Source organism: Methylobacterium sp. J-077 (assembly GCF_022829365.1).
In the GTDB taxonomy this organism is placed as follows: Bacteria; Pseudomonadota; Alphaproteobacteria; order Rhizobiales; family Beijerinckiaceae; genus Methylobacterium.
This window is the reverse complement of record NZ_JAKSYJ010000093.1, coordinates 83,476-106,115: the sequence shown is the minus strand read 5'-3', so window position 1 is coordinate 106,115 and position 22,640 is coordinate 83,476. Positions and strand designations below refer to the sequence as shown.

The following is a 22,640-nucleotide window of genomic DNA, read 5'->3' as shown; positions in this document are numbered from 1 at the left end:
CCGGACGAGACCGTTGAGCAGCACCCCCATCGCTAACCCCTTCGTCGTCGACGACCTGACCCAAGCCAACCAGCGCCGGGCGGCCGATCCCCGTGCCTCGGCCTGGGTCTCGGCCAATGCCGGCGCCGGCAAGACCAAGGTGCTCACCGACCGGGTGGTGCGGCTGCTCCTAGACGGCGCCCCCCCGGGTCGGATCCTGTGCCTGACCTTCACCAAGGCCGCGGCCGCCAACATGGCGATCCGGGTGTTCCGCCTGCTCGGCCGCTGGGTGACCCTGGACGATGCCGCACTGGCGGCGGAACTGACGGCGCTGACCGGCGAGCGGGCCGACGCGGAGCGCCTGCGCATGGCCCGGCGCCTGTTCGCCCGGGCGGTGGAGACGCCGGGTGGCCTCAAGATCGAGACCCTGCACGCCCTGTGCGAACGGCTCCTGCACATGTTCCCGTTCGAGGCGAACGTGCCGGCCCGTTTCGTGGTGCTGGACGAGACCAAGGCCCGGGAGATTTTTGACATCGAGATGGCCAACGTCCTGGCCGACGCGGTCTCGAACGGCGACACGCCGCTCAGCGCCGCCCTGGCCCGGGTCACCCCCGAGGCCACCGGCGACACCCTGCGGGCGGCGATCCGCCAGGCGATGCGCGCCCGCAGCCTGATCGGCGACCGGAGCGACCTGGATTCCGCCTTCGCGCGCCTGCACGGGGCGCTGGGTCTCGCCGCCGAGGAAAGCGCCGAGCGGATCGAGGCCGCGATCCTGGATGGCGGCCCGGGTTGCAGCCCCGAGGATCGGGCAGCGTTGATCGAAGCCCTGCGCACCGGCAAGGCCAACGACGAGAAGCTGGCCGATGCCCTGGCGGCGGCCGAGGCCGAGCAGGTGCGGTCAGAGGGGCTGCCGGACCGGACCGAGGCGCTCGACCTGTACCGGGCGGTGTTCTTCACCCAGAAGGACGAGCCCAAGGCCGACAGCAGCCTCGGCACCAAGAGCGTCCCGGCGTCGGCAAAGGAAAGCCTGATCGCCGAGCGCGACCGGCTAGAGCCCTTGTTCGATCGGCTCCGCGCCGCACGGGCCCATGCCCGGACGCAGGCCCTGTTCCAGCTCGCCGCCGAGATCCACCGCCGGGTCGAGGCCCAGAAGGCCCGGCTCGGGGCGCTGGATTTCGACGATCTGATCCACAAGGCCCTGGACCTGCTGGCCCGGGTCGGGGCCGGCTGGGTGCTGTACAAGCTCGACCGCGGCATCGACCACGTGCTGGTCGACGAGGCGCAGGACACCAACCCGGAGCAATGGGAGATCCTGCGGGCGATCACCCAGGAATTCGCCGCCGGCGAGGGCGCCCGGGCCGGGACCCGGACGCGCTTCGCCGTGGGTGACCCGAAGCAGTCGATCTACGGCTTCCAGGGCGCCGAGCCGCGGGAATTCGCCCTCACCCGGGCGGCCTGGATCCAGGAATCGCGCGCGGCCGGCCTCACCTTCGAGGACGTGCCGCTGACCCTGTCGTTCCGCTCCACCGGCCTGATCCTCCGGGCGGTCGACGCGGTGTTCGCCATCGACGCGCACAACGAGGGCTTGGCCTTCGAGGATACCGCCCGCAGGACCGTCCATGCCAGCGCCCGGCCCGGCGCCCCCGGGGCGGTGGAGCTGTGGCCGATCGCGGAGCCCGAGCCTGCGCCGGAGCCAGATGCCTGGACGGCGCCGGTGGACGCCCCCGAGACCAGCGCCCCGGCGATCGTCACCGCCCGCAGGGTGGCGCAGGCGGTGCGGACCTGGACGAACCAGGGCGACGCCACCGGCCGGGTCTGGCGCCCGGGCGACGTACTGATCCTGGTGCGCAAGCGCGGGCCGGCCTTCGAGGAGGTGATCCGGTCCCTGAAAGGCCTCGGCGTCCCGGTCGCCGGCCAGGACCGGCTGGAGGTCTCGGCCCATATCGCGGTGGCCGACCTCGTCGCCGCCGGCCGGGCCGGGCTACTGCCGGCCGACGACCTGACGCTCGCCACCGCGCTCAAGACGCCGCTGGTCGGTCTCACCGACGACGATCTGGTTCGCCTGGCGGCACGCCGCGAACTCTCGGAGACGCTGGAGGATGCCCTGCACCGCCACGCCGAGGCGGGCGATCCCGCAGCGATAAGCGGGCTCGCGGCGCTCGCGGACTGGATCGCGCTCGCGGGCCTCCACGGCCCGTTCGGCTTCTACGCGCGGCTCCTCGGGCCGCAGGGCGGGCGGGCGAAGCTGGTCGCCCGGCTCGGCGGCGAGGCGGGCGATGCCATCGACGTGTTCCTGGCCGCTGCCGCCCAGGCCGAGACTGGCGAGGACGCGCCCTCCCTCGGCGGCTTCCTGGCCCGCTATGTCGGGACCGAGGCGGGCCACACGGTCAAGCGCGACATGGAATCGGGCCGCGACGAGGTGCGGGTGATGACCGTGCACGGGGCCAAGGGGCTCGAGGCGCCGGTGGTTGTGGTCATGGACGGCTGCGAGCCGTTCGGGCGCAACGACCCGCCGCTGCTGCCGCTAGCGGACAACGGCACGGCGCTGCCGCCGGTCTGGTCGAGCGGCAAGACGCTGGATTGCGTGGCCACCGGCGAGGCCCGGGCGGCGCTGCTCGCCCGGGCGCGGCAGGAGCACAACCGCCTGCTCTACGTGGCCATGACCCGGGCGGCCGACCGGCTGATCGTGGCGCCGTTCCGGGGCCACGAGCGGGAGAGCGAGGCGGCCTGGTGCCGGATGGTCCGGGCCGGCCTGGAAGCCGCCCTCGGCGCCGGGCAGGCCCTGGACCTGCCCTACGGCCCCGCGACCCTGTGGCGGGACGGCACCGAGACGTTCCGCCCGCCGGAGATTCCGGCACCGACGATCGCCCGCGAGGCGGAACCGGACTGGCTGCGCACCCCCGTGCCGCCGGAGCCGGAGATCCCGGTTCTCAACCCATCCGGCGCCCTCCAGGCCGCCGACGGCTCTCGGGTGCCGCCGCCCCGCCTCGCCGACGCCCAGGCGCGCCGCCGGGGCATCCTGATCCATTCCCTGCTGCAGCACCTGCCCCGGATCGAGCCGGAGCGCCGGGAATCGGCCGGCCTCGCCTTCGTGCGCGCCCGCGCCCCCGGCCTTCCGCGCCCGGCGACCTCCGGCATCGTCCGCTCGGTGCTGCGCCTGATCGACGATCCGGAGCTGGCCCCGCTCTTCGCCCCCGAGGCCCGGGCCGAGGTGAACCTGACGGGCCGGGTGCGGGCCGGCGGCGGTGAGCGGGTGGTGCAGGGCCGGGTCGACCGCCTCGCCGTCGCCGCCGACACGATCCGGATCGCCGATTTCAAGACCGGCCGGCCCCCGGCCGCGGACGAGCCGCTGCCGCCCGCCGAAGCCGGGCAGATCGCCCTCTACGCGCAGCTTCTCGGCCAGATCTATCCGGACCGGACGATTCGGCCGATGCTGATTTGGACCTCAGGCCCGGTGATCCGGACCTTGAGCGGAGACGACATCCGGGCGGCATTGGAACAGGCAGGGATCGAGGGCTGACGGGCGCCATCCTGGGTAGGTGAGCGCATCCGAGAACATCGATCCTTCTGAGGTTCAGGCATCGCGCGGGCACCCAACCGCCACTTCGTCATTCCGGGGCGGCGAAGCGGAGCCCGGAATGACGAAGTGGCGGCGGTTCACCATCGATCGCAGAATGGACCTGCAAAGGTTCGTCGTCATTGGGAACACGCGTCTCCCGCGGGATTGCCCTTTCCCGCCGCTCCTCTTCGCCGCCCGACATGCGCCAGCGCACATCGCGATGCGCCCTTCGAGGCGCCCCCATGCATCGGCGGGCGGACTGCTTGACCGGGCGCCGGCCCGTCGCCAATTCTGATCGAACCGCGCGGGCCCCTGCCCGTCCGAGGCCGCCCGATCGGCGGCCGCTTCCGAAAGGTGACGTTATGGCGACGGTCAAAGTAACCGACGCGAGCTTCGAGCAGGACGTTCTCAAGTCCGCCGAGCCCGTCGTGGTGGATTTCTGGGCGGAATGGTGCGGCCCCTGCCGCCAGATCGGCCCGGCGCTCGAGGAGATCGCCACCGATCTCCAGGGCAAGGTGAAGATCGCCAAGGTCAACGTCGACGAGAACCCGCAGATCGCCGCGCAGTACGGCATCCGCTCGATCCCGACGCTGCTGCTGTTCAAGAACGGCGAGCGTGTCGACCAGAAGGTCGGCGCCGCCCCGAAGGGAGACCTGTCCCGCTGGATCGGCGCGCAGGTCGCCTGAGCGGCCGGAATCGTCCGCGGTCGGACTGCCGGCGCGGACGGCTCCAACGCCCCGAACTCCCGCCGCACCCGGTGTGGGTCTGTCGCGACGTCAAAAAGAAAGCCCGGCCGCAAGGCCGGGCTTTCTCGGTTCCGAGACCCGTTTTCTGAGGTCCCGGGCTCGGCGCCCGGGACCGATCGTCCGGTCTTAGTACGAGCCGAACTTGTAGTTCAGGCCGGCGCAGACGACGGCGAAGTCGTTCGTGTTGCGGCTGGTGTTGCCGGTGACGGCGTAGACCGGCAGGACGGCGCCCGTGTTCACCGAGGCGCCGACCAGCGGCAGGCCGGTGCGGTTGCGGTCGAGGCTCACGTACAGACCTTCGACCTTGAACGTCACCGCCGACGAGCGGAAGAAGTTCAGGAACGAGTCGGTGGGGAGCGCGAACTCGGCGCCGCCGCCGACGGTGTAGCCGGTCTTGAAGTTGTCGCGGCTGCCAGCGAAGTTCTGGAACGCGACGCCCTGGGTGCCCTGGTCGCCGGTGGCGTAAGCGAAACCGCCGGTGGCGTACACGAGGGTGCGGTCGAAGGCGTAGCCGAGGCGGCCGCGCACGGTGCCGAAGAAGTCCAGCGTGTTCAGCGTGCCGTTGACCGGGATGAAGCCCTGGTTGATCGCAGCGGCGTTCGTGGCGTAGCGCGGACGGCCGCCGAAATCGAGGTACTGCGCGTCGGCCTCGAAGCCGATCACGACGCCCGAGCCCGGGGTGAACTGGTAGTTATAGCCGATCTGACCACCGCCGGAGAAGCCTTCGCGGTTGTTCCGGTTGTAGATCAGCGTAGAGCCGAGCGGCGCGAGAGCGCGGTAGGGCACGAGGCCGGCGCCGGTCAGGACGGCCGGGCTGCCGGCGGTCTGGACGAAGCCGCGGTTGCTGTCGCTGCTGCTGGCGTCGAACGCGTAGCCGGCGTTGATACCGAAGTAAAAGCCGGTCCAGGTGAACACCGGAACGGGGGTGAACACCGGCGGCGGAGCCGCACGACGCGGCAGGTCGGCGGCGGAAGCGGCGGCAGTGAGCGCGGTAAACGCCGCGAGAGAGGTGAGAAGCGTCTTCATTACTGTGATCCCCAGCACAAGCCCGATCGACGCCAAGGCTAGGCGAAGGGGCCCACCGAAGATGTAGCTTCGCGGCCACAGCCGGGGGAAAGCGTGGCCGTGGGCAGCATTTCGAGTCTTCGAATGCGGCGAATCGACGGCAATGAACGCGCCGTTAACCAGATCTCCGGAAAAATCCAGGGCCCAGCACAAGAATCGGTCTGCGACTCAGACCGGCGGCGTATCGTTGGCTGCGAGGACCAGGCCGGCCAAGTAGAGCGAGCCGCAGATCAGGATTCGCGGCGGCTGCTCGAAGGCGATGTCCTTCACCTGACCCAGCGCGGCCTCGATGCTCGGCGCCGTCCGGGTCGACAGGCCGACGGCCTCGCCGATCCGCGCTACCTCCTCGGCGGGCCGTGCCGCCATCGAGGTCGTGATCGGGACCGCGATCAGCGCCCGCGCCAGGCCGACGAAGTTGCGCAGGAATCCGTCGGCGTCCTTCGTACTGAGCAGGCCGACGATCAGCACCAGCGGCACGTCACTGCGCTCGCCGAGATCAGCCATAGCGGCGGCGAGGATCCGGCCGCCGTCGATGTTGTGGCCGCCGTCGAGCCACAGCTCGGCCCCTGGATCGAGTTGCGCGGCGAGCCGCCCGCGGCCGAGCCGCTGCAGCCGGCCGGGCCAGTCGACCTCGGTGAGACCCCGCTCCAGGGCGGCGTTGCCGATATCGCCGAACCCGGCTGCCCGCAACGCGGTGATCGCGGTGGCGGCGTTGACCAGCTGGTGGCGTCCGGCGAGCCGCGGCCGGGGCAGGTCGAACAGGTCGGTCTCGTCCTGGTAGACCATGCGGCCGCGCTCCTCGTGCGCGGAGAAATCCTGGTTGCCGACCAGAATCGGCGTCGCGCCCACGGCTTCCGCATGGCGGCACAGTACGGCGTCGGCCTCAGCGTAATCCTGCGCGGCGATCACCGCCGGGCAGCCGCGCTTGAAGATCCCGGCCTTCTCGGCGGCGACCGATTCGACCGTGTCGCCGAGATACTCGGCATGGTCGCGCCCGATCGGGGTCACCACCGCGCAGGCCGGCTGGGCGATGACGTTGGTGGCGTCGAGCCGGCCACCCAGCCCGACCTCGAGCAGCAGCACGTCGGCCCGGCTCTCCGAGAAGAGCAGCAGGGCCGCCGCGGTGGTGATTTCGAACATGGTGATCGGCTCGCCGGCATTGGCGGCCTCGCACCGTGAGAACGCGTCGGCCAGCCGGTCCTCGTCCACGAACTGGCCGCCGCCGAGCCCGCCGAGCCGGATCCGCTCGTGGAACCGGACGAGATGGGGCGAGGTGTAGACGTGGGCGGCCAGGCTGCCGGCCTCGAGGATCGCCCGCATGAACGCGATGGTCGAGCCCTTGCCGTTGGTCCCGGCGACGTGGATCACCGGCGGCAGGCGCCGCTCCGGGTGGTTCAGCCGGGCCAGCAGCCGCTCGATCCGGCCCAGCGACAGGTCGATGGTGCGCGGATGGAGCGCGAGGAATCGCGCCATGAGGGCGTCGGAGGAGGCCATGGCGGCGGGCTAGGCCGCGGCCTGGGCGGAACCCAGAACCTCGGCCGTATCGGCATTGGTGAGCAAGCCGCAGATCCGCGCGATCGTCTCCTTCAGGGCGTGCCTGTGAACCACTTGGTCGACCATGCCGTGGTCGCGCAAATATTCGGCCCGCTGGAACCCATCCGGCAGCTTCTCCCGGATGGTCTGCTCGATCACCCGGGGGCCGGCGAAGCAGATCAGGGCGCCTGGCTCGGCCAGGTGAACGTCGCCGAGCATCGCGTAGGAGGCGGTGACGCCGCCGGTGGTCGGGTTCGTGAGCACCACGATATAGGGCAGGCGCGCCGCGTTGAGCCGGCGCACCGCCACGGTGGTCCGTGGCATCTGCATCAGCGACAGGATGCCCTCCTGCATGCGGGCGCCGCCGGAGGCCGAGAACAGCACGTAGGGGGTGCGCTTCTCCAGGGCCGTCTCGGCGCCGCGCACGAAGGCCTCGCCGGCCGCCATGCCCAGCGAGCCGGCCATGAAGCCGAATTCCTGCGCCGCCAGGGTCATCGGCAGGCCGCCGACCCGGCCGAAGCCGATCTTGAACGCGTCCTGCAACCCTGTCTTGGCGCGCGCCTCCTTGAGGCGGTCGACGTAACGCTTCTCGTCTCGGAACTTCAGCGGGTCGGTGGCGACCTCGGGGAGCGCCACATCGATCCAGGTGCCCTCGTCGAACATCATCTTGAGGCGCGCGGCGGCGCTCATCTTCAGGTGATGCTCGGAGCCCGGGATCACCCAGTGATTGGCCTCCACCTCCTTGTGGAACACCATTTGGCCGGTATCCGGGCACTTGACCCAGAGGTTCTCCGGCGTCTCGCGCTTGAACAGGGTCTTGATCCGGGGGCGCACCACCTCCGAAATCCAGTTCATCGGTTCGACCATCGACTCGCGTCCGTTCGCTTCAAGCTCGCGCTGATATCAGGTGGTGTGGCCCCCGCCGCCAGGGTCCGCGGCGATCTTCGGGTTCAGGCCGCCCGGCCCACGCCGCCCGGGCGCACGCCGGCGGCGAGTTCGCGGACCAGCTCAGCCACGGCCGGGACCGTGCCGGCCTGCGGCCGGCCCTCGGCATCTAGAGAGCGGACCAGGGTATCGACCAGGGCCGAGCCGACCACGACACCGTCGGCGCCCTTGGCGATCGCCGCGGCATGGGCGCCGGTCCTGACCCCGAAGCCCACCACCACGGGCAGGTCGGTGTGGCGGCGGATGCGGGCCACCGCCTCCGACACCTTGCCGAAGTCGGGGGTCGCCGTGCCGGTGATCCCGGTGATCGACACGTAGTAGACGAAGCCCGCGGTGTTCGCGAGGACGGCCGGGAGCCGGCGCTCGTCGGTGGTCGGCGTGGCGAGCCGGATGAAGGCGAGGCCCTTGGCCAAAGCCGGCAGGCACAGCTCCGAATCCTCCTCCGGGGGCAGGTCGACCACGATCAGCCCGTCGACTCCGGCGGCGACCGCATCGTCCAGGAACCGCTCGACCCCGTAGGTGTGGATCGGATTGAAATAGCCCATCAGCACGATCGGCGTGCCGTCGTTCTCCGCCCGGAATCGGCGCACGAGGTCGAGGGTGCCGGCCACGCCCTGGCCGGCCTTGAGGGCCCGCAGGCCGGCGGCCTGGATCGCCGGGCCATCGGCCATCGGGTCGGTGAAGGGCAGGCCGAATTCCAGGATGTCGGCGCCGGCGCCGGGCAGCGCCTTCAGCACCTCCAGGGAGGTCTCCGGGTCTGGATCGCCCGCCATCACGTAGGTGACGAGGACGGCCCGGTTCTCCGCGCGAGCGCGGGTGAAGGTGGCGTCGATGCGGCTCGGCATGGGTCTGATACGGTTTTCGCGCGTGCAGGACCGGATCCGGTCCAGGGTTGTATCCGCGCTACACCATCGGGATCGGCCCGTGAAGCGGGCGCCCGAGCCCGAGCGGGCGGCGGCCGTGCGCGCCGCGCGGTTGTCGAGCCGCCCGCGCCCACGTAGCCCTGGGACATGACCGCAGAATCGCTCCCGACGCGCCGCTTCGCCGCGTTCCTGTTCGACATGGACGGCACGCTCATCAGCTCGATCGCCTCCGCGGAGCGCGCCTGGACGCGCTGGGCGGAAGGCCACGGCCTCGACGCAGCGAGCCTCCTGCCGACAATCCATGGAGTCCGCTCGGTGGACACGATCCGCCGGCTCGGCCTTCCGGGCGTCGATCCCGCGGCCGAGGCCGCGGCGATCACCCGGGCCGAGATCGCCGATGTCGGCGACATCTCCGAGATCCCGGGCGCCCGGGCCTTCCTGCGGGCGCTGCCGCCGGCGCGCTGGGCGATCGTCACCTCGGCGCCCCGGGAACTCGCCCTGCGCCGCCTGGACGCTGCCGCCATGCCGGTCCCGGCCCTGCTGATCGCCGCCGAAGATATCGGCCAAGGCAAGCCCGCCCCCGATTGCTTCTTGCTGGCGGCCGAGCGCCTGGGCGTGGCGGCCTCGGATTGCCTGGTGTTCGAGGACGCGCCGGCCGGCATCCGCGCCGGCGAGGCGGCCGGCGCCGAAATCGTCGTGGTCACCGCGATCCATCACGCGCCGATCGCGACGCGGCATGCGACGATCCCGGATTATTGCGCGCTGACCGTTGATGCGGCTCCGGACGGATTGCGTATTCTCTCCGCCATCTAAGGTAAGGCGCGCTCGGTGCGATCAGCGCCTCAACGTTGACTTCTCCCTACCGAACCACGGCACTATCCGAGCGCAAATCCACGAAGACGCGCACCGGAGCATCGACCGAATGACCAAGCCAAACGGCGTCCCCGGTCTCTTCGACACCGTCGAGGGGCAGCGGCTCGTGGAGGCGCGGACCGACCCGGCTTGGCGGCGCTGGGGGCCGTATCTCAGCGACCGGCAATGGGGCACGGTGCGGGAGGATTACAGCGCCGATGGCGAGGCCTGGGATTCCCTACCCCATGACCATGCCCGGTCCCGGGCCTATCGCTGGGGCGAGGACGGGATCGGCGGCTTCGGCGACCGTAACCTGAACTGGTGCCTGGCGCTCGCCCTGTGGAACGGCCGCGATCCGATCCTGAAGGAGCGCCTGTTCGGCCTCACCAATGCCGAGGGCAACCACGGCGAGGACGTGAAGGAGCTGTACTACTATCTCGACGGCGTCCCGACCCACGCCTTCATGCGGATGCTGTACAAGTACCCGCAGGGCGCGTTCCCCTACGCGCGTCTGATCGAGGAGAACCGCCACCGCGGCCTCGACGATCCGGAATTTGAGCTGCTCGACACCGGCCTGTTCGACGAGGGCCGCTACTTCGACGTCGTGATCGCCTACGGCAAGGCCGGCCCCGACGACATCCTGATGCGGGTCACCGCCACCAATCGCGGCCCGGAACCGGCCGACCTCACCCTGCTGCCGCAGCTCTGGGCGCGGAACCTGTGGTCGTGGAAGGCCGGGACCGCCAAACCGGAGCTGGAAGCGGGCTCGGACGGATCGGTCTGGGCGCGCCATCCGGCCCTGCCGCCGATGCGCTTCTTCGCCGAGGGCGCGGCCGAACTGCTGTTCACCGAGAACGAGACCAACACCCACCGACTCTACGGCAGCGGCCCGGCATCGGGCTTCTACAAGGACGGGATCGACCGGCGCATCGTGCAGGGCGAGGCCGGGGCGGCCAACCCCCTGTCCGGCACGAAATGCGCGGCTCGGTACGATTGCCGTCTCGGCCCCGGGGAGACGCGCACGCTACGGCTGCGGCTGCGCCCCGAGACCGCCCCGGGCGAGCCCTTCGCGGATTTCGACGCGGTGTTCGCGACCCGCGAGGCCGAGGCGGATGCGTTCTACGCGGCCCTGCAGGCGTCGATCCCCGATCCCGAGATGCGGCTCGTGCAGCGGCAGGCGCTCGCCGGCATGCTCTGGTCGAAGCAGCTCTACCATTACGACGTGCGCGAGTGGCTCGCCGGCGATCCGGCCCAGCCGGCCCCCTCCCCCGCGCGCCGGCACGGCCGCAACGCCGATTGGACGCATCTGCGCGCCAACGACATCATCTCGATGCCGGATGCCTGGGAATACCCCTGGTTCGCCTCCTGGGACCTCGCGCTTCAGGCGATCGTGTTCGCGCTAATCGATCCCGATTTCGCCAAGAACCAGCTCCTGCTGCTCGTGGACGAGGCCTACGCCCACCCGAACGCGGCGCTGCCGGCCTATGAATGGGGGTTCGGGGACGCCAATCCGCCGATCCACGGGCTCGCCGCCTGGCGGGTGTTCGAGCTTGACCGGGCGCTCACCGGCACGCCCGACCACGTGTTCCTCAAGCGGATCTTCAACAAGCTGACGCTCAACTTCACCTGGTGGGTGAACCGCAAGGATTCCGACGACCGCAACCTGTTCCAGGGCGGCTTCCTCGGGCTCGACAATATCGGCATCTTCGACCGCTCGAAGCCGGTCGGCGACGGCGCCACCCTGACCCAGTCGGACGCGACCGCCTGGATGGCGGCTTACGCGCTGAACCTGATGCGCATCGCCATCGCGCTGGCGCTTCAGGACCCGACCTACGAGGATATGGCGGAGAAGTTCTTCGAGCATTTCCTGCTGATCGCGGCGGCGACCGGCGACGGCGTCTGGGACGAGGCGGACGGCTTCTTCTATGACGTGATTGAAACCCGCGACGGACAGCGCCTGCCGATCCGGGTACGGACAATGGTCGGACTGATCCCGATCTTCGCGGTCACCACGATCAGCGCGCACGATCTGGACAAGCTGCCCGCGCTCCGGAACCGGATGCGGTTCTTCCTGGAAAACCGCCCGGACCTGGCGGCCCTGGTCTCGCGCTGGAACGTGCCCGGCGAAGGTCTGTCCGTGCTGCTGTCGCTGCTGCGCGGCCACCGGCTGAAGGCGCTGCTGCGCCGCGCCCTCGACCCGGCCGAGTTCCTGTCGGAACACGGGTTGCGGGCGGTCTCGCGCAGCTACGCCGAGCAGCCGTTCTGCTTCCCGTGGGACGGCCGGGACCTGGGCCTCGCCTATGAGCCGGCGGAATCGCGCTCGCGCCTATTCGGCGGCAATTCGAACTGGCGCGGGCCGGTCTGGATGCCGGTCAACTACCTGCTGATCGCCGGGCTGAAACAGTTTCACGACTATTACGGCCCGGATTTCCGCGTGGAGGCGCCGGCCGGCTCGGGACGGACCTATTCGCTCCGGGAGATCGCGGACAACCTCTCGCGGCGGCTCATCGGCCTGTCGACCCGGGGCCCGGACGGACACCGGCCGGTCTACGGGGACAGCCGGATCGAGCAGGACGACCCGCATTTTCGCGACCTGGTGCTGTTCTACGAATATTATCACGGCGATACCGGCCGGGGGGTCGGCGCCTCCCATCAGACCGGCTGGTCGGGCCTCGTGGCCCTGCTGATCCAGGAGGTCTCCGCAGCAAAGAGCCGGCCGTGAGGCGCACGGCCGGCCCTGCCCGACAGGAGGTGAAAAGCCGTTATTCCGCCGCCTGCTGCATCCGCAGCTTCTGGCCGAGGCCGATCTCCCGCGAGATCTTCGAGCGCCGAGCGCTGTAGGCGGCCGAGACCAGCGGGTAATCCACCGGCAGGCCCCACTTGGCCTTGTAGGCCTCCGGGGTGAGGCCGCGCAGGGTCAGGTGCCGGCGCAGCGCCTTGTAGGACTTGCCGTCCTCGAAGCTCATGATCGTGTCGGGCCGGATCGACGCGCGGATCTGCGCCTCGGTGGGCCGCTGGATCTGCCGCTCCACCGGTGCGTCGAGTGCGGTGATCGAGCGGTGCACTTCGGACAGAAGGCTCGGGAGAACGGCAGCCGGCACGCTGTTCTTGGTGACGTAGGCGCTTAGGATCTTGGCGGCGAGTTCGACGCTCGGAGAGGTCGTCAGCATTGTCATCTCCTAAGGTTTCCAATCGGAAGATGCGGCTTTGTCGTGTCGCGAAAGGGCAGTGCTGTCGGCTGTCGAAGATGGAGCCCGGGTAGAAAACCGGTCCGCCCTCGGGCAGCGCGTCTTGGCATTATGCGCCGGCCGGGTACGCTTACAACCAGAGCGCGCATCTATTGCGCGGCTGTTTCTACTTAGAATTGATAATTAGGGTCAACGCCGAATCAACATGCAGGCCTTCGAGGCGGCTTGGGTGCGGTATTGCGGACTCATGAGTCCTGTAAGGGCGAGGGTTGAAGGCGCTGCGATGGCGGTTCTGGTCGTATGCGCCGGCGTGGTCGGGTTGGCCGTGGGACGGTCCTTCGCCCTGCGCGGCCATGCGGTGATCGTCGCGGAGGCCGAGGCATCGCTCGGGACCGGCGTCTCGGCCCGCAGCTTCGAAGTGATCCATGGCGGCATGTACTACCCGTCCGGTTCGGAGCGCGCCCGCCACTGTGTGAATGGCGCCGAGAAGTTATACAACTTCTGAGCGAATCATGGAGTGCCGCATCGCGCCTGCGGCAAGTTGATCGCCGCCGGCGACGATGCGGAGGCCGACACGGTCGCGGCGATCCGCCGGCAAGGCGCCGCGAACGGCGTCCCCGGCCTGGAGTTGCTCGACGCCGCCGCAGTGCGGCGCCTGGAGCCCAACCTCGCTCTGCATGCGCCCTGCACCGGCATCGTCGACAGCCACGCGCTGAAGCTCGCGCTCCGCGGGGAGATCGAGGATCACGGCGGCGTCCTGGCGCCGCACACGCCGGCGGAGCGCCTGTCCCGGCGGGACGGGCAATGGCACGCGGCGTTCGGCGGCCGCGAGCCGGGCGAGATGGCCTTCGACGCCGTCGGCAATACCGCGAGCTTCGGAGCGTCAGCGCTCGCGGCAAAGACGGAGGGCTACCCCGCCGAGCGGGTGCCGCTGCTGCGTTTGGCGCGGGGCAACTCCTTCGGCTGCACCGGCAAGCCGGCCTTCTCGCGACTGATCTATCCGGCGACGCGCATTGACGGCGAGCTCGGCATCCACCTCAATCTCGATCTGGCAGGCCGCACCCGCGTTCGACCCGACGTGGAATGGGTCGAGGGCTTCGACAACAAAGTGGACCCGGGGCGTGCGGAAAGCTTCTGCGGCGCGATCCGCCGCAACTGGCCGGGCCTGCCGGACGGGGTGCTGTACCCGGACTATGTTGGCCTGCGCCCGAAAGTCACCGGCCCCAGCGCGCCGGCGGCGGACTTTTGGATCGACGGACCGGAGGAACACGGACTGGCTGGCCTCGTCCACCTGTCCAGGATCGAGAGCCCGGGGCTGACGTCGAGCCTGTCGATGGCTGAGGCAGTGGCCGGGCAGCTCGACGCCTGAGCGGTCAGAACAGCAGGTGCAGCGCCAAAGGCGCGAGGATCGCGGTCAGGAAGGCGTTCAACCCCATGGCGATGCCCGCGAAGGTGCCGGCCGTCTCGCTCACCTGGAAGGCCCGGGCGGTGCCGATGCCGTGGGCCGCCAGCCCGGCCGCGAAACCGCGGGCGCGCATGTCGCGGATCCGCAGGAGGTTCATCATGGGCGTCACCAGGATCGCCCCGATGATGCCGGTTAGGATCACCAGGATCGCGGTCAGCGTCGGGTCACCGCCCAGCGCCTCGGCGATACCCATGGCCACCCCCGAGGTCACCGATTTCGGCGCCAGCGAGATCAGGATCGGCTGCGGGATGTCGAGCAGCCGGGCCAGCACGATGACGACGGCGAGCGTCGTGGCGGCGCCAGCCACCAGGGCGGCCAGCATCGGCACCAGGGCGCGCAGGACCGTCGCCCGACGCTCGTAAAGCGGCATGGCCAGCACTACGGTCGCCGGACCGAGCAGGAAGTGGACGAACTGCGCGCCCTCGAAATAGGTCGGATACGGCGTCCCCGTCGCCGCCAGGACGGTGCCGACCAAGACCACCGTGATCAGCACCGGGTTGACGATCGGGTGGCGCCCGGTGGCGGCGGCGATCCGGTCGGCCAGGACGTAGGCGGTCAGGGTCACGGTCAGCCACAGCAGCGGCGTGCGGGCCAGATAGACCCAGAGCGAGAATTCGCCGGACACCGCTCAGGCCTCCCCGTCGGGGCGGCGCCCCTCGACGCGGGACGCCACGGCGCGGAACACCAGCACGGTCACCAGAAGCGACAGGGCGGTCGAGACGACCAGCACGATCGCCAGCTTGAGCCCCTGAGCCCGCAACAGGTCGAGGCGCCCGACGACGCCGACGCCGGCCGGCACGAACATCAGCGACAGGTTCATGAGGAGCCCGCGCGCGGTCGATTCCAGGGTACCGTCGGTGAGCGGCTTCGGCAGGACGCGCGGCAGGCCGAGGCGGCTGTCGCGCAGAAGCAGGAAGCCGAACATCAGACCCATGCCGATCACCGGCCCCGGGATCGGCACGCCAGCCCCGCGGGCCAGGGCTTCGCCCAGGAGCTGGGCGAGCAGGATCAGCGCCAGGCTGGCGATCATCGTCCGGGCCGCGCGGTCAGACGGCGCCGACGGCGTGCTGCCCGGTTCGCCGGGCCGCGGTGACCGCCGCCTCGTCGAAGCCGAGCATCCGGCCGAGGCGCTCGACCAGCGCCTCCTCGAACTCGTCCACATTCCCGTCCGCGGCCGCTACCGACCAGGCCATTGTCAGCAGCTCCTGCCGCTCGGCCGTGTTGGCCTCGTGCGGGATCATCTCGACGAGGCTCGCCACGTCGCGGGTCTCGGCGTCGATCGCGGCGGCGCGTTCGATCAGCGCCCGGGCGGCGTCCGGCCCGTCGGCGTAGCGGCCCTGCACGATCCGGATTAGGCGCTCGCTCTCGGCGGGCGCCAGGATGCCGTCGACCCGGGCCACGTGCACGAGCAGTGCGGTGGCGGCGAGATGGGTGTCGTCCACCGGGTCGGAGGCGCCGACCCCGAGAGCCTCGGTCGCGTAGGCGCGCAGGCGGGCGATCAGGGACATGTCGGCTCCGGGGGTTCCTGACGGCACAGTTCGGTTCGGGCGACGCCCCGTCAAGGACGGCGCATCACGTCGGTGGGCAGCGTGGCGCGGCTGCATCGCTTTCGCGAGGCTCAGCCCCGCGCGGCCTCGGTCGCCCCCGCGACCAGCGGCGCCAGGATCGCGTCCGCCGCGCGAACGATCGCCGGGCCGGCCTGCGCGGGCGTTCCGGCCTGGAACGGCGGCTCCGGGGCGTATTCGGCGACCAGCTGCGCGGTGCGGGCGTAGTCGGGGCCGCGCAGGCGGGCGGCCAGCGCCAGGCCCAGATCGAGCCCGGCCGAGATGCCGGCGGCGGTGGCGCGGTTGCGGTCGAACACTACGCGCTCGGCCAAAGGGACGGCGCCGAGCAGCGGCAGCACCGCGTCGCGCACGCACCAATGCGAGGTCGCGTGGTAGCCCCTGAGCAGGCCGGCCGCCCCGAGGATCAGCGAGCCGGTGCAGACGCTCGTCACCCAGGCGGTGCGGGGCGCGCGATCGCGCAGGAAAGCCAGCAAGGCCGGGTCGCGCATCTGCGCCGGCGTGCCGTCGCCGCCGGGGACGAACAGGACGTCGAGATCGGGTGGGCAGGCCTCGAACCCGTGCGTCGCCACGAGGCTGAGGCCCGTATCGCTGGCGACGGGCCCAGCGGATTGCGCGACGAGATACAGACTCCCGGGGGCTAGGCCGGCCAGCAGCGCCTGCGGCCCGACCAGGTCGAGGGCGGTCATGCCCGGAAAGAGGATCATGGCGATCCGGACCGGGCGGTCCTGCGGGATCGGGCCCGGCGCGTCGGCGGCTTCGGACCGGGCAGGCCCGAAAGCCACCGACGCGGCACCCGCCGCCAGGACGGCCCGGCGGCTGAGGTCCGGCGGCGTCACGCCCGGGCCGGGCGGATCACAGCGGCCACGATGCGTCCCGGTAGGCGCCGTCCCAGAACAGCCATTCGAGCCGCGTCGCCTGCGTGAAGGCGTCGTGCATGCGCGCGAGCGTGGTCGGCGAGGCCTGCGCCGCCGCCCGGTCGGTGGCGGCGATCATACTTGCCACGGCCTCGGCGAATTCCTCGCCCGCATAGGTGTCGATCCAGGCCCGGTAGGGATTGTCCGGTACCGCGCGTGCGAAGATGTCGTCGCCCACCGCCTTGTAGATCCAGAAGCACGGCAGCAGGGCCGCGCAGAGCACCTCGAACGGCTCGGCATAGGCCGTTGCGAGCAGGTAGGAGACGTAGTGATGGCAGGCCGGCGTCAGCGGCGTGCCCGCGAAGGTCTCCGGGCCGATCCCGTAATCGCGGAAGAAACCGCCATGGAGCGCGCGCTCGACCACGATGGCGTCCTGGGCAGCGCGGGAGAACTGGACGATCCCGTCCGGGTCCGGGGCCTTCGCGGCGGCGAGGCTCAACGCCCGGCCGAACCCGATCAGGTAGTGTGCGTCCTGGACGATGTAGTGGCGGAACCGATCCTGCCGCAGCGTGCCGGCCGCCAACTCGGCGTTGAACGGCATCGTCCGGATAATTTCATAGGCGCCTGCGTTGCGCGCCCAGGCATCGCGAGAGAAAGCGTTCGGGCCACCGTCACCGTCGGTCAAAGGCATCTCCGGGATCCGTTGCTAACCCTGCCGCTGGGCGTGGGTGACGGCCACGTGGATCAGCTCGGCGAGCGTCCGCACGCCGAGCTTCTGGCGCATCTGCGAGCAGGCGTTGGTGACGGTCTTGTAGCTCACCGACAGGTCGGCCGCGATGGCACCGTAGGAGCGGCCCTGGGCCAGCCGCGCCAGGATCTGCTGCTCCCGGGGGGTGAGCTGGGATTCCGGGGTGCGGCGGGCATCGGCGCGCAGCATCGCCACCTCGGTGGCGAGCCGGCGGTCGAGATAGACCTCGCCGATCCGAACCTTGCCGAACGCCTCGAACAGCTCGGCCGAGGCGTGGTCCTTCAGGACGTAGCCCAGCGCCCCGGCCTCCAGCGCGCGGGCAACGATCACCGGATCGTTGTGCATGCTGAACACCAGGATGCGCGTCTCCGGCGCGACCGCGCGGATGCGCCGGATCAGGCCGAGCCCGGCCATGCCGCTGCCCTGGAAGGTCAGGTCGCAGATCACCACCGGCGGCCGCAGCCGGTGAAAGATCCGGTAGCCACCGACCACCGTGGTCGCCTCCGCGATGGTCTCGACACCGGAGTCCTCGAGGACTCGTCGACAGCCCTGCAGGACGATCGGGTGATCGTCGATCACGAGGACCGGCAGGCGTGTTGCGGCGGCGTCGATCTGGGAGGCGATGGCGTTCATGCGCTCGGCGCGTTGTTGTTCTCGTCGACCCGCTCCGGCGGAACGGGGATCAGGATCGTGACGATTGCGCCGGGGCCGGCATTGTCAAGGGCGAAGGTCCCATCCAGCGCCTCGACACGCTCGCGCATCCCCGACAGACCGAGCCCGGTGCGATGTTCGTGGGGGATTCCGATGCCATCGTCGCGGATCGTGACGCGCAGTCTGCCGTCCACCTCGACGGCCTCGGCCTCGACCCGGCTGGCGCCGCCGTGGCGGACGGCGTTGGTCGCACTCTCCTGCACGCAGCGGAACACCGTGAGGTCCACGAGCTCGCCGTAACCGCGGGCCAGGCCGTCGAACCGGCCGACGAAGCTGGTGGCGGGATGCCGCTGGCCGAAGCCCCGCAGCAGCAGGTCGAGGCAGGTGGAAAGCGGCGCCTGCCCGAGCCCGTGCGGACGCAGGCGGTTCAGCAATTCCCGGTTGACGGTCTGGACCTGCCCGACGATGGCGCTGATCTCGGCCGCCCGGGCGGCGAGTTTTTCGCGATTGGGCTCGGCCGGGCCGGAGGCGATCCGGGCGATCGAGGCAGCGTTGGCCTCCAGGGCGAACAGGCAGGGGCCGAACTCGTCGTGCAGTTCCAGGGCGGTGCGGCGGCGCTCGTCGTCCTGAGCGGTGAGCAGCTGGCGGTTCAGCCGGCCATTGGCGCCGCGTACCTCGCTGAGAGCCGCGGCGACCTTGTTGAAGCGCTCGGCGATCACCGCGAGTTCGCGGGCGCCGGGGGGGGAGAGGCGCGCGGTGTAGTCGTGGTGCTCCAGTTGGGTCAGGCCGGCGCCCAGCCGCTGCAGCGGCGCCAGGATGCGCCCGAGGGCGAGATAGAGCGCGATCAGCATCGCCGCGTTGATCGCCAGCGTGGTCATCGAGAGCGCCCGGGCATAGCCCCAGATCTCGTCGATCTCGTCCATCGGCTGGGTGGTGATCTGCGCGGTGCCGAGCGTCTGGCCGTTGACGACGATCGGCAGGGTGTGGCGCTCGATCGGCGGCATGATCAGATCAGCGAACCAGCGCGGCGCCTCGCGCTCGGATTTTTGCGGCGGCATCGGCTTGCCGACCTGGTCGCCGTCCGGCTCGAGGACCGCGACCCGGACGTGGCGCAGGACCTTGAAGCGCAGGTCCAGGGTCTGCAGCAGCGTGTCGGGCGAGGTCGTGTCGGACAGGCGGATCGTGTCGGCGACCAGGGACTCCACGGTGGCGAGGGAAGCGCGCGTCTCGACCCGCACCGCATTGCGGGCGTTGAACACGATCACCCCGCAGGAGATCAGGGCCGCCAGCGCATCGATGAACAGCACCACGGCGACGAGCCGCGCCCGGGTCGACCCGTCGGCCCAAGGCCGGAAGCCGGAGCGGCGGGATGTCGGCGGCGGCGCAGGTGTCGGCAGCAGGCTCGGTGTCGTATCCACGGTCAGACGCATAGCGGGCGTGTCGGCGATGTCCATGCCCCGGCCCGGCGCGGAAGGGGGGGGGGCATCCGCCCTGCCGGGGTGGATGCGATGACGGATCCTTAAGCGATCTCGGCTTATCTTGTGGATAGCCGATCCTCGACTGGCCGGGAACGCAATTCGAGCCGACATCTTTGCGCCGTATTGCGGTTCCTCTATCGGCTCTGGTGTCGACCCATCTCCGAATAACGGAGAGAGGCGGCCGGTCATGGGGAGCCCGGTCGCGCGCGCCGTGCATCGTGTCTAGAGACCCCGGACCATGATCGATCTCGCCCTGGACCCGTCCGATACAAGACCGCATCGGTCGCCGGAGGCCCGTCCCGGACGCAAATCCAATCTGCGGCTCGTCCTAGTCGGGCTGGTCGGCGCGGGCGCCGTCGCGGGCTTCGGCGTCGCCGCCTCGACCCTGATGGCCGGGCTCGCCGCCCCCACGCCGGTCAAGCGCGCGCCGATGAGCCGGGCCGCCGACTGGCCCGAGCTGAAGGACGGCCTCCCGGCCGTGGCCGGCGTCGCCCCGGCGGCCCCCGTCGCGGCGAAGCCCGCGGAACCGGAGAAGCCGGCTCTGCGCATGGCCGCGTTGCCGGAGGCGTTGGCGCCGGCTGCCGCGAGTCCCGCTGTTTCGGCTTCGGCGAAGGCCCTGCCCGTCGCAGGGCCGACGCCCGCCAGGAGCGTGGCCGTGCCCGAGGCGCCGACCCAGCGTATCCCCACCCCGACCCCCGTGATGCCGATCGCCGCCGCCCGTCAGGTCGTGATGCCCCTGCCCCCGACGCGGACCGCTGCTTTGCAGCCGCCGCGTGCCTCCGAAACCGTCCGGGCACGCGACGTGGTCGTGCCCGCCGCGGTGCCCGCGGCCAAGCCGGTCGCCACGACGCCGGCCGCGGCTCCGCCCGAGAGACCCGCCCGCAAGGCGGTGGCCGCGACCAAGCCGCCCGTGGCGAAGAAGACCGCCGACACCGCCAAGCCCGGCGCGGCCGCGGCGACCGTCGCGCAGGCCGAGCCGGCCGACGAGGAGACCGAGGTGCTCGGCATCAAGCTTCCGTCCCTGGCGCCGGCCGGACGGAAGCTGAAGGAAAGCGTCGACGCGCTGGGCGACGCCGTCAAAAAGGTTTTTTGACATTACCGCCGGGGGACGACGCCCCAGGCGGTAATCCAAAACATTAGCTGCGGCCGGTATTCCGGCCCGGCTTGGCATCGGACCGGGGACCGGACCGCTCAGCGTGGCGCTGGTGCTTGCCGGCCCGCGGGCTGGCGAAACCCTTCGGGCCGCTCGGGCCGCTCTTGCGCTCGGCGGGACCGGCGTCGCCCGCCAGCGCCTCGACCTGGATCTCCGGCGAGCCGTTGCGGGCAAAGGATTCGGCGAAGCGCGCCGCCGCGTTGCCGCGGATTTCGAACTTGGTCTCCCGGTCGAAAATCCGGATCGCCCCGATCTCCTGGCGGCCGATGCCGCCGCGGCGAGTGAGCATCGGCAGAAGGCGGCGCGGATCGGCGTTGTCGCGCCGTCCGAGATTGAGCCGGAACCACACCGCCGGCCCGAGGGCGGCGATCTGCTCCGGGTTCATCGGGTCGTAGGGCGGGCGCTCGCTGACACCGCGAGGCGCACGGCCCTCGCCGGGATCGCTGACCTCTTCGGGCGCCGGCAGGCGGGTGCGGTAGACCCGGGCCAGCAGCGCGGCGAGCTCTTCCGGCGTCTTGCCGGCGAGCAGGGCGCCGGCCAGCGCGATATCCTCCTCGGCCGGCGGCTCGGAGAAGAGCGGGTCGGAGAGCATGCGCTCGCCATCGAGCTTCCGGATATCGTCGGCCGAGGGCGGCCCGGACCACTCCGGGCTGACCTTGGCGATGGCGAACATCTGCTCGGCGCGGCGGCGCCGCGAATTCGGGATCAGGAGCACCGAGGTGCCCTTACGGCCGGCGCGGCCGGTGCGCCCGCTGCGGTGCTGAAGCACCTCGGCGTCGTGCGGCAGGTCGGCATGGATCACGAGGCTGAGCGACGGCAGGTCGATGCCGCGGGCGGCCACGTCGGTCGCGACGCAGACCCGCGCCCGGCCGTCGCGGAGCGCCTGGAGGGCGGCGTTGCGCTCGCCCTGGCCGAGTTCGCCCGAGAGCGCGACCACCGAGAAGCCGCGCTCGGTGAGGCTCGCCTGGAGATGGCGCACGGCGTTGCGGGTGTTGCAGAATACGATCGCGGTCGGCGCATCCGCCTCGCGCAGGAGGTTGAGCACCACGTGCTCGGTCTCCCGGGGCATGATCCGCACCGCCCGGTAGGCGATGTCGGCGTGGCCCTTGCTCTCGCCCTTGATCGCCAGCCGCAGGGCGTTGCGCTGGTAGCGCTCGGCCAGGGCCTCGATCGCCTTCGGCAGGGTCGCCGAGAACAGGTAGGTCGCCCGCTCCGGCGGGGTGGCCGAGAGGATGAACTCGATATCCTCGCGGAAGCCGAGATCGAGCATCTCGTCGGCCTCGTCGAGCACCACGGCGCGCAGGCCGGTCGGGTCGAGGTTGCGGCGTTCCAGATGGTCGCGCAGGCGGCCCGGGGTGCCGACCACGATATGGGTGCCGTCGGCCAGCATCCGGGCCTCGCGGCGGGGATCCATGCCGCCGACGCAGGCGGTGACGCGTCCGCCGGCCGGGGCGTAGAGCCAGAGCAGCTCGCGCTGGACCTGAAGCGCCAACTCCCGGGTCGGGGCGATCACAAGGGCGAGTGGCGCGCCGGGGGGCGGCAGCATCTCGGCCTCGCCGGCCTCGGGACCGATGAGCATGTTGGCCATGGCCAGGCCGTAGGCCACGGTCTTGCCGGAGCCGGTCTGGGCGGAGACGAGGAGGTCGCGGGCGCCGGCGGCCGCTTCCAGCACCGCGGCCTGGACCGGGGTGGGATCGGCGTAGCCGCGCTCGGACAGGGCCCGCGCGAGAGGGGCGGGCAGGGTCGGGAAGGGCAAGTTACGGAAACTCTCAACGGCCGCGCCGCGCCCGGCAGCGCGCCATCGCGCGGCGGAGGAATCAGGCACCGGACTTTATTCGGGTGCCTGATGGTAGCGCCAACCGGGCCTTCTGACCACTCCCGCCACGGCATGGGCCGGTTGCGCCGGCTCAGACGGACGCAGTGGGCCTGCGTCGTCCACTTCAAAATCCCCGCTGCGATCCGGCAACCCTGGCCTTACCGGTCATCTGACCTAAGA

The 22,640-nt window shown here is 71.0% G+C and carries 18 protein-coding genes and 1 pseudogene; 6 read left to right on the top strand and 13 right to left on the bottom strand.

What is annotated here, in order from left to right; translation table 11 throughout:
* The first annotated feature begins 13 nt into the window (after nt 1-13).
* Together addA and trxA are read left to right on the top strand one after the other, a co-directional pair.
* A complete protein-coding gene (addA, locus tag MKL11_RS07175) occupies nt 14-3,499 on the top strand; it encodes a double-strand break repair helicase AddA (RefSeq protein ID WP_243941667.1) in 3,486 nt (1,161 codons plus the stop codon).
* Nucleotides 3,500-3,900: 401 nt separating this feature from the next.
* The gene (gene trxA / locus MKL11_RS07170; protein WP_007561219.1) at nt 3,901-4,224 is read left to right on the top strand and encodes a thioredoxin; all 324 of its coding nucleotides are present in this window, start codon (nt 3,901-3,903) and stop codon (nt 4,222-4,224) included.
* A 186-nt stretch (nt 4,225-4,410) separates the two neighbouring features.
* On the opposite strand, the gene MKL11_RS07165 is transcribed toward trxA, so the two are convergent.
* The 4 genes from MKL11_RS07165 to trpA all read right to left on the bottom strand — a co-directional run bounded on the left by MKL11_RS07165 (nt 4,411) and on the right by trpA (nt 8,672).
* Nucleotides 4,411-5,310: an outer membrane protein gene (locus MKL11_RS07165; RefSeq protein WP_243941665.1), complete on the bottom strand. Its 900-nt coding sequence runs from the start codon at nt 5,308-5,310 to the stop codon at nt 4,411-4,413.
* A gap of 207 nt (nt 5,311-5,517) precedes the next feature.
* The gene (locus tag MKL11_RS07160; RefSeq protein ID WP_243941664.1) at nt 5,518-6,843 is read right to left on the bottom strand and encodes a bifunctional folylpolyglutamate synthase/dihydrofolate synthase; all 1,326 of its coding nucleotides are present in this window, start codon (nt 6,841-6,843) and stop codon (nt 5,518-5,520) included.
* Between the two features lie 9 nt (nt 6,844-6,852).
* Complete coding sequence (gene accD / locus MKL11_RS07155; RefSeq protein WP_243941662.1) at nt 6,853-7,749, bottom strand: acetyl-CoA carboxylase, carboxyltransferase subunit beta; 897 nt, start codon at nt 7,747-7,749, stop codon at nt 6,853-6,855.
* 83 nt (nt 7,750-7,832) lie between these two features.
* Entirely contained in the window at nt 7,833-8,672 is an 840-nt protein-coding gene (gene trpA, locus MKL11_RS07150) for a tryptophan synthase subunit alpha (RefSeq protein WP_243941660.1), read from the bottom strand.
* Nucleotides 8,673-8,837: 165 nt separating this feature from the next.
* Between trpA and MKL11_RS07145 the strand changes: the two genes are divergently transcribed.
* Both MKL11_RS07145 and MKL11_RS07140 read left to right on the top strand, forming a co-directional pair.
* Nucleotides 8,838-9,503, top strand: coding sequence for an HAD-IA family hydrolase (locus tag MKL11_RS07145; protein ID WP_243941658.1), 666 nt, complete (start codon nt 8,838-8,840; stop codon nt 9,501-9,503).
* 109 nt (nt 9,504-9,612) lie between these two features.
* A complete protein-coding gene (locus MKL11_RS07140; protein WP_243941656.1) occupies nt 9,613-12,264 on the top strand; it encodes an MGH1-like glycoside hydrolase domain-containing protein in 2,652 nt (883 codons plus the stop codon).
* Nucleotides 12,265-12,304: 40 nt separating this feature from the next.
* On the opposite strand, the gene MKL11_RS07135 is transcribed toward MKL11_RS07140, so the two are convergent.
* Nucleotides 12,305-12,712, bottom strand: a complete 408-nt coding sequence (locus MKL11_RS07135; protein WP_243941654.1) for a MucR family transcriptional regulator — start codon at nt 12,710-12,712, stop codon at nt 12,305-12,307.
* Between the two features lie 301 nt (nt 12,713-13,013).
* On the opposite strand from MKL11_RS07135, the pseudogene MKL11_RS07130 reads away from it, so the two are divergent.
* Nucleotides 13,014-14,099: pseudogene (locus tag MKL11_RS07130) on the top strand (NAD(P)/FAD-dependent oxidoreductase).
* Between the two features lie 4 nt (nt 14,100-14,103).
* On the opposite strand, the gene MKL11_RS07125 reads toward MKL11_RS07130, so the two are convergent.
* From MKL11_RS07125 to MKL11_RS07095, 7 genes are all read right to left on the bottom strand, one after another.
* Nucleotides 14,104-14,820, bottom strand: coding sequence for an LrgB family protein (locus MKL11_RS07125; RefSeq protein ID WP_243941653.1), 717 nt, complete (start codon nt 14,818-14,820; stop codon nt 14,104-14,106).
* Nucleotides 14,821-14,823: 3 nt separating this feature from the next.
* Entirely contained in the window at nt 14,824-15,225 is a 402-nt protein-coding gene (locus MKL11_RS07120; RefSeq protein WP_243941651.1) for a CidA/LrgA family protein, read from the bottom strand.
* A gap of 16 nt (nt 15,226-15,241) precedes the next feature.
* Nucleotides 15,242-15,703 carry a TerB family tellurite resistance protein gene (locus MKL11_RS07115; protein ID WP_243941649.1) on the bottom strand — a complete coding sequence of 154 codons (462 nt, stop codon included), beginning with the start codon at nt 15,701-15,703 and terminating at the stop codon, nt 15,242-15,244.
* A 110-nt stretch (nt 15,704-15,813) separates the two neighbouring features.
* Nucleotides 15,814-16,596, bottom strand: coding sequence for a DJ-1/PfpI family protein (locus tag MKL11_RS07110; RefSeq protein WP_243941646.1), 783 nt, complete (start codon nt 16,594-16,596; stop codon nt 15,814-15,816).
* Nucleotides 16,597-16,612: 16 nt separating this feature from the next.
* Complete coding sequence (locus MKL11_RS07105; protein ID WP_243941644.1) at nt 16,613-17,305, bottom strand: TenA family protein; 693 nt, start codon at nt 17,303-17,305, stop codon at nt 16,613-16,615.
* A gap of 15 nt (nt 17,306-17,320) precedes the next feature.
* A complete protein-coding gene (locus tag MKL11_RS07100; protein WP_092042374.1) occupies nt 17,321-17,995 on the bottom strand; it encodes a response regulator in 675 nt (224 codons plus the stop codon).
* On the bottom strand, nt 17,992-19,467 hold the full coding sequence (locus MKL11_RS07095) for an ATP-binding protein (RefSeq protein ID WP_243941642.1): 1,476 nt from the start codon (nt 19,465-19,467) through the stop codon (nt 17,992-17,994). Before MKL11_RS07095 ends, MKL11_RS07100 begins: the two co-directional genes overlap by 4 nt.
* Before the next feature lie 262 nt (nt 19,468-19,729).
* Between MKL11_RS07095 and MKL11_RS33055 the strand changes: the two genes are divergently transcribed.
* On the top strand, nt 19,730-20,584 hold the full coding sequence (locus MKL11_RS33055) for a hypothetical protein (protein WP_279600326.1): 855 nt from the start codon (nt 19,730-19,732) through the stop codon (nt 20,582-20,584).
* A 43-nt stretch (nt 20,585-20,627) separates the two neighbouring features.
* Here MKL11_RS33055 and MKL11_RS07085 read toward each other — a convergent pair whose 3' ends face one another.
* The gene (locus tag MKL11_RS07085) at nt 20,628-22,400 is read right to left on the bottom strand and encodes a DEAD/DEAH box helicase (RefSeq protein WP_243941641.1); all 1,773 of its coding nucleotides are present in this window, start codon (nt 22,398-22,400) and stop codon (nt 20,628-20,630) included.
* Between the last annotated feature and the right edge of the window lie 240 nt (nt 22,401-22,640).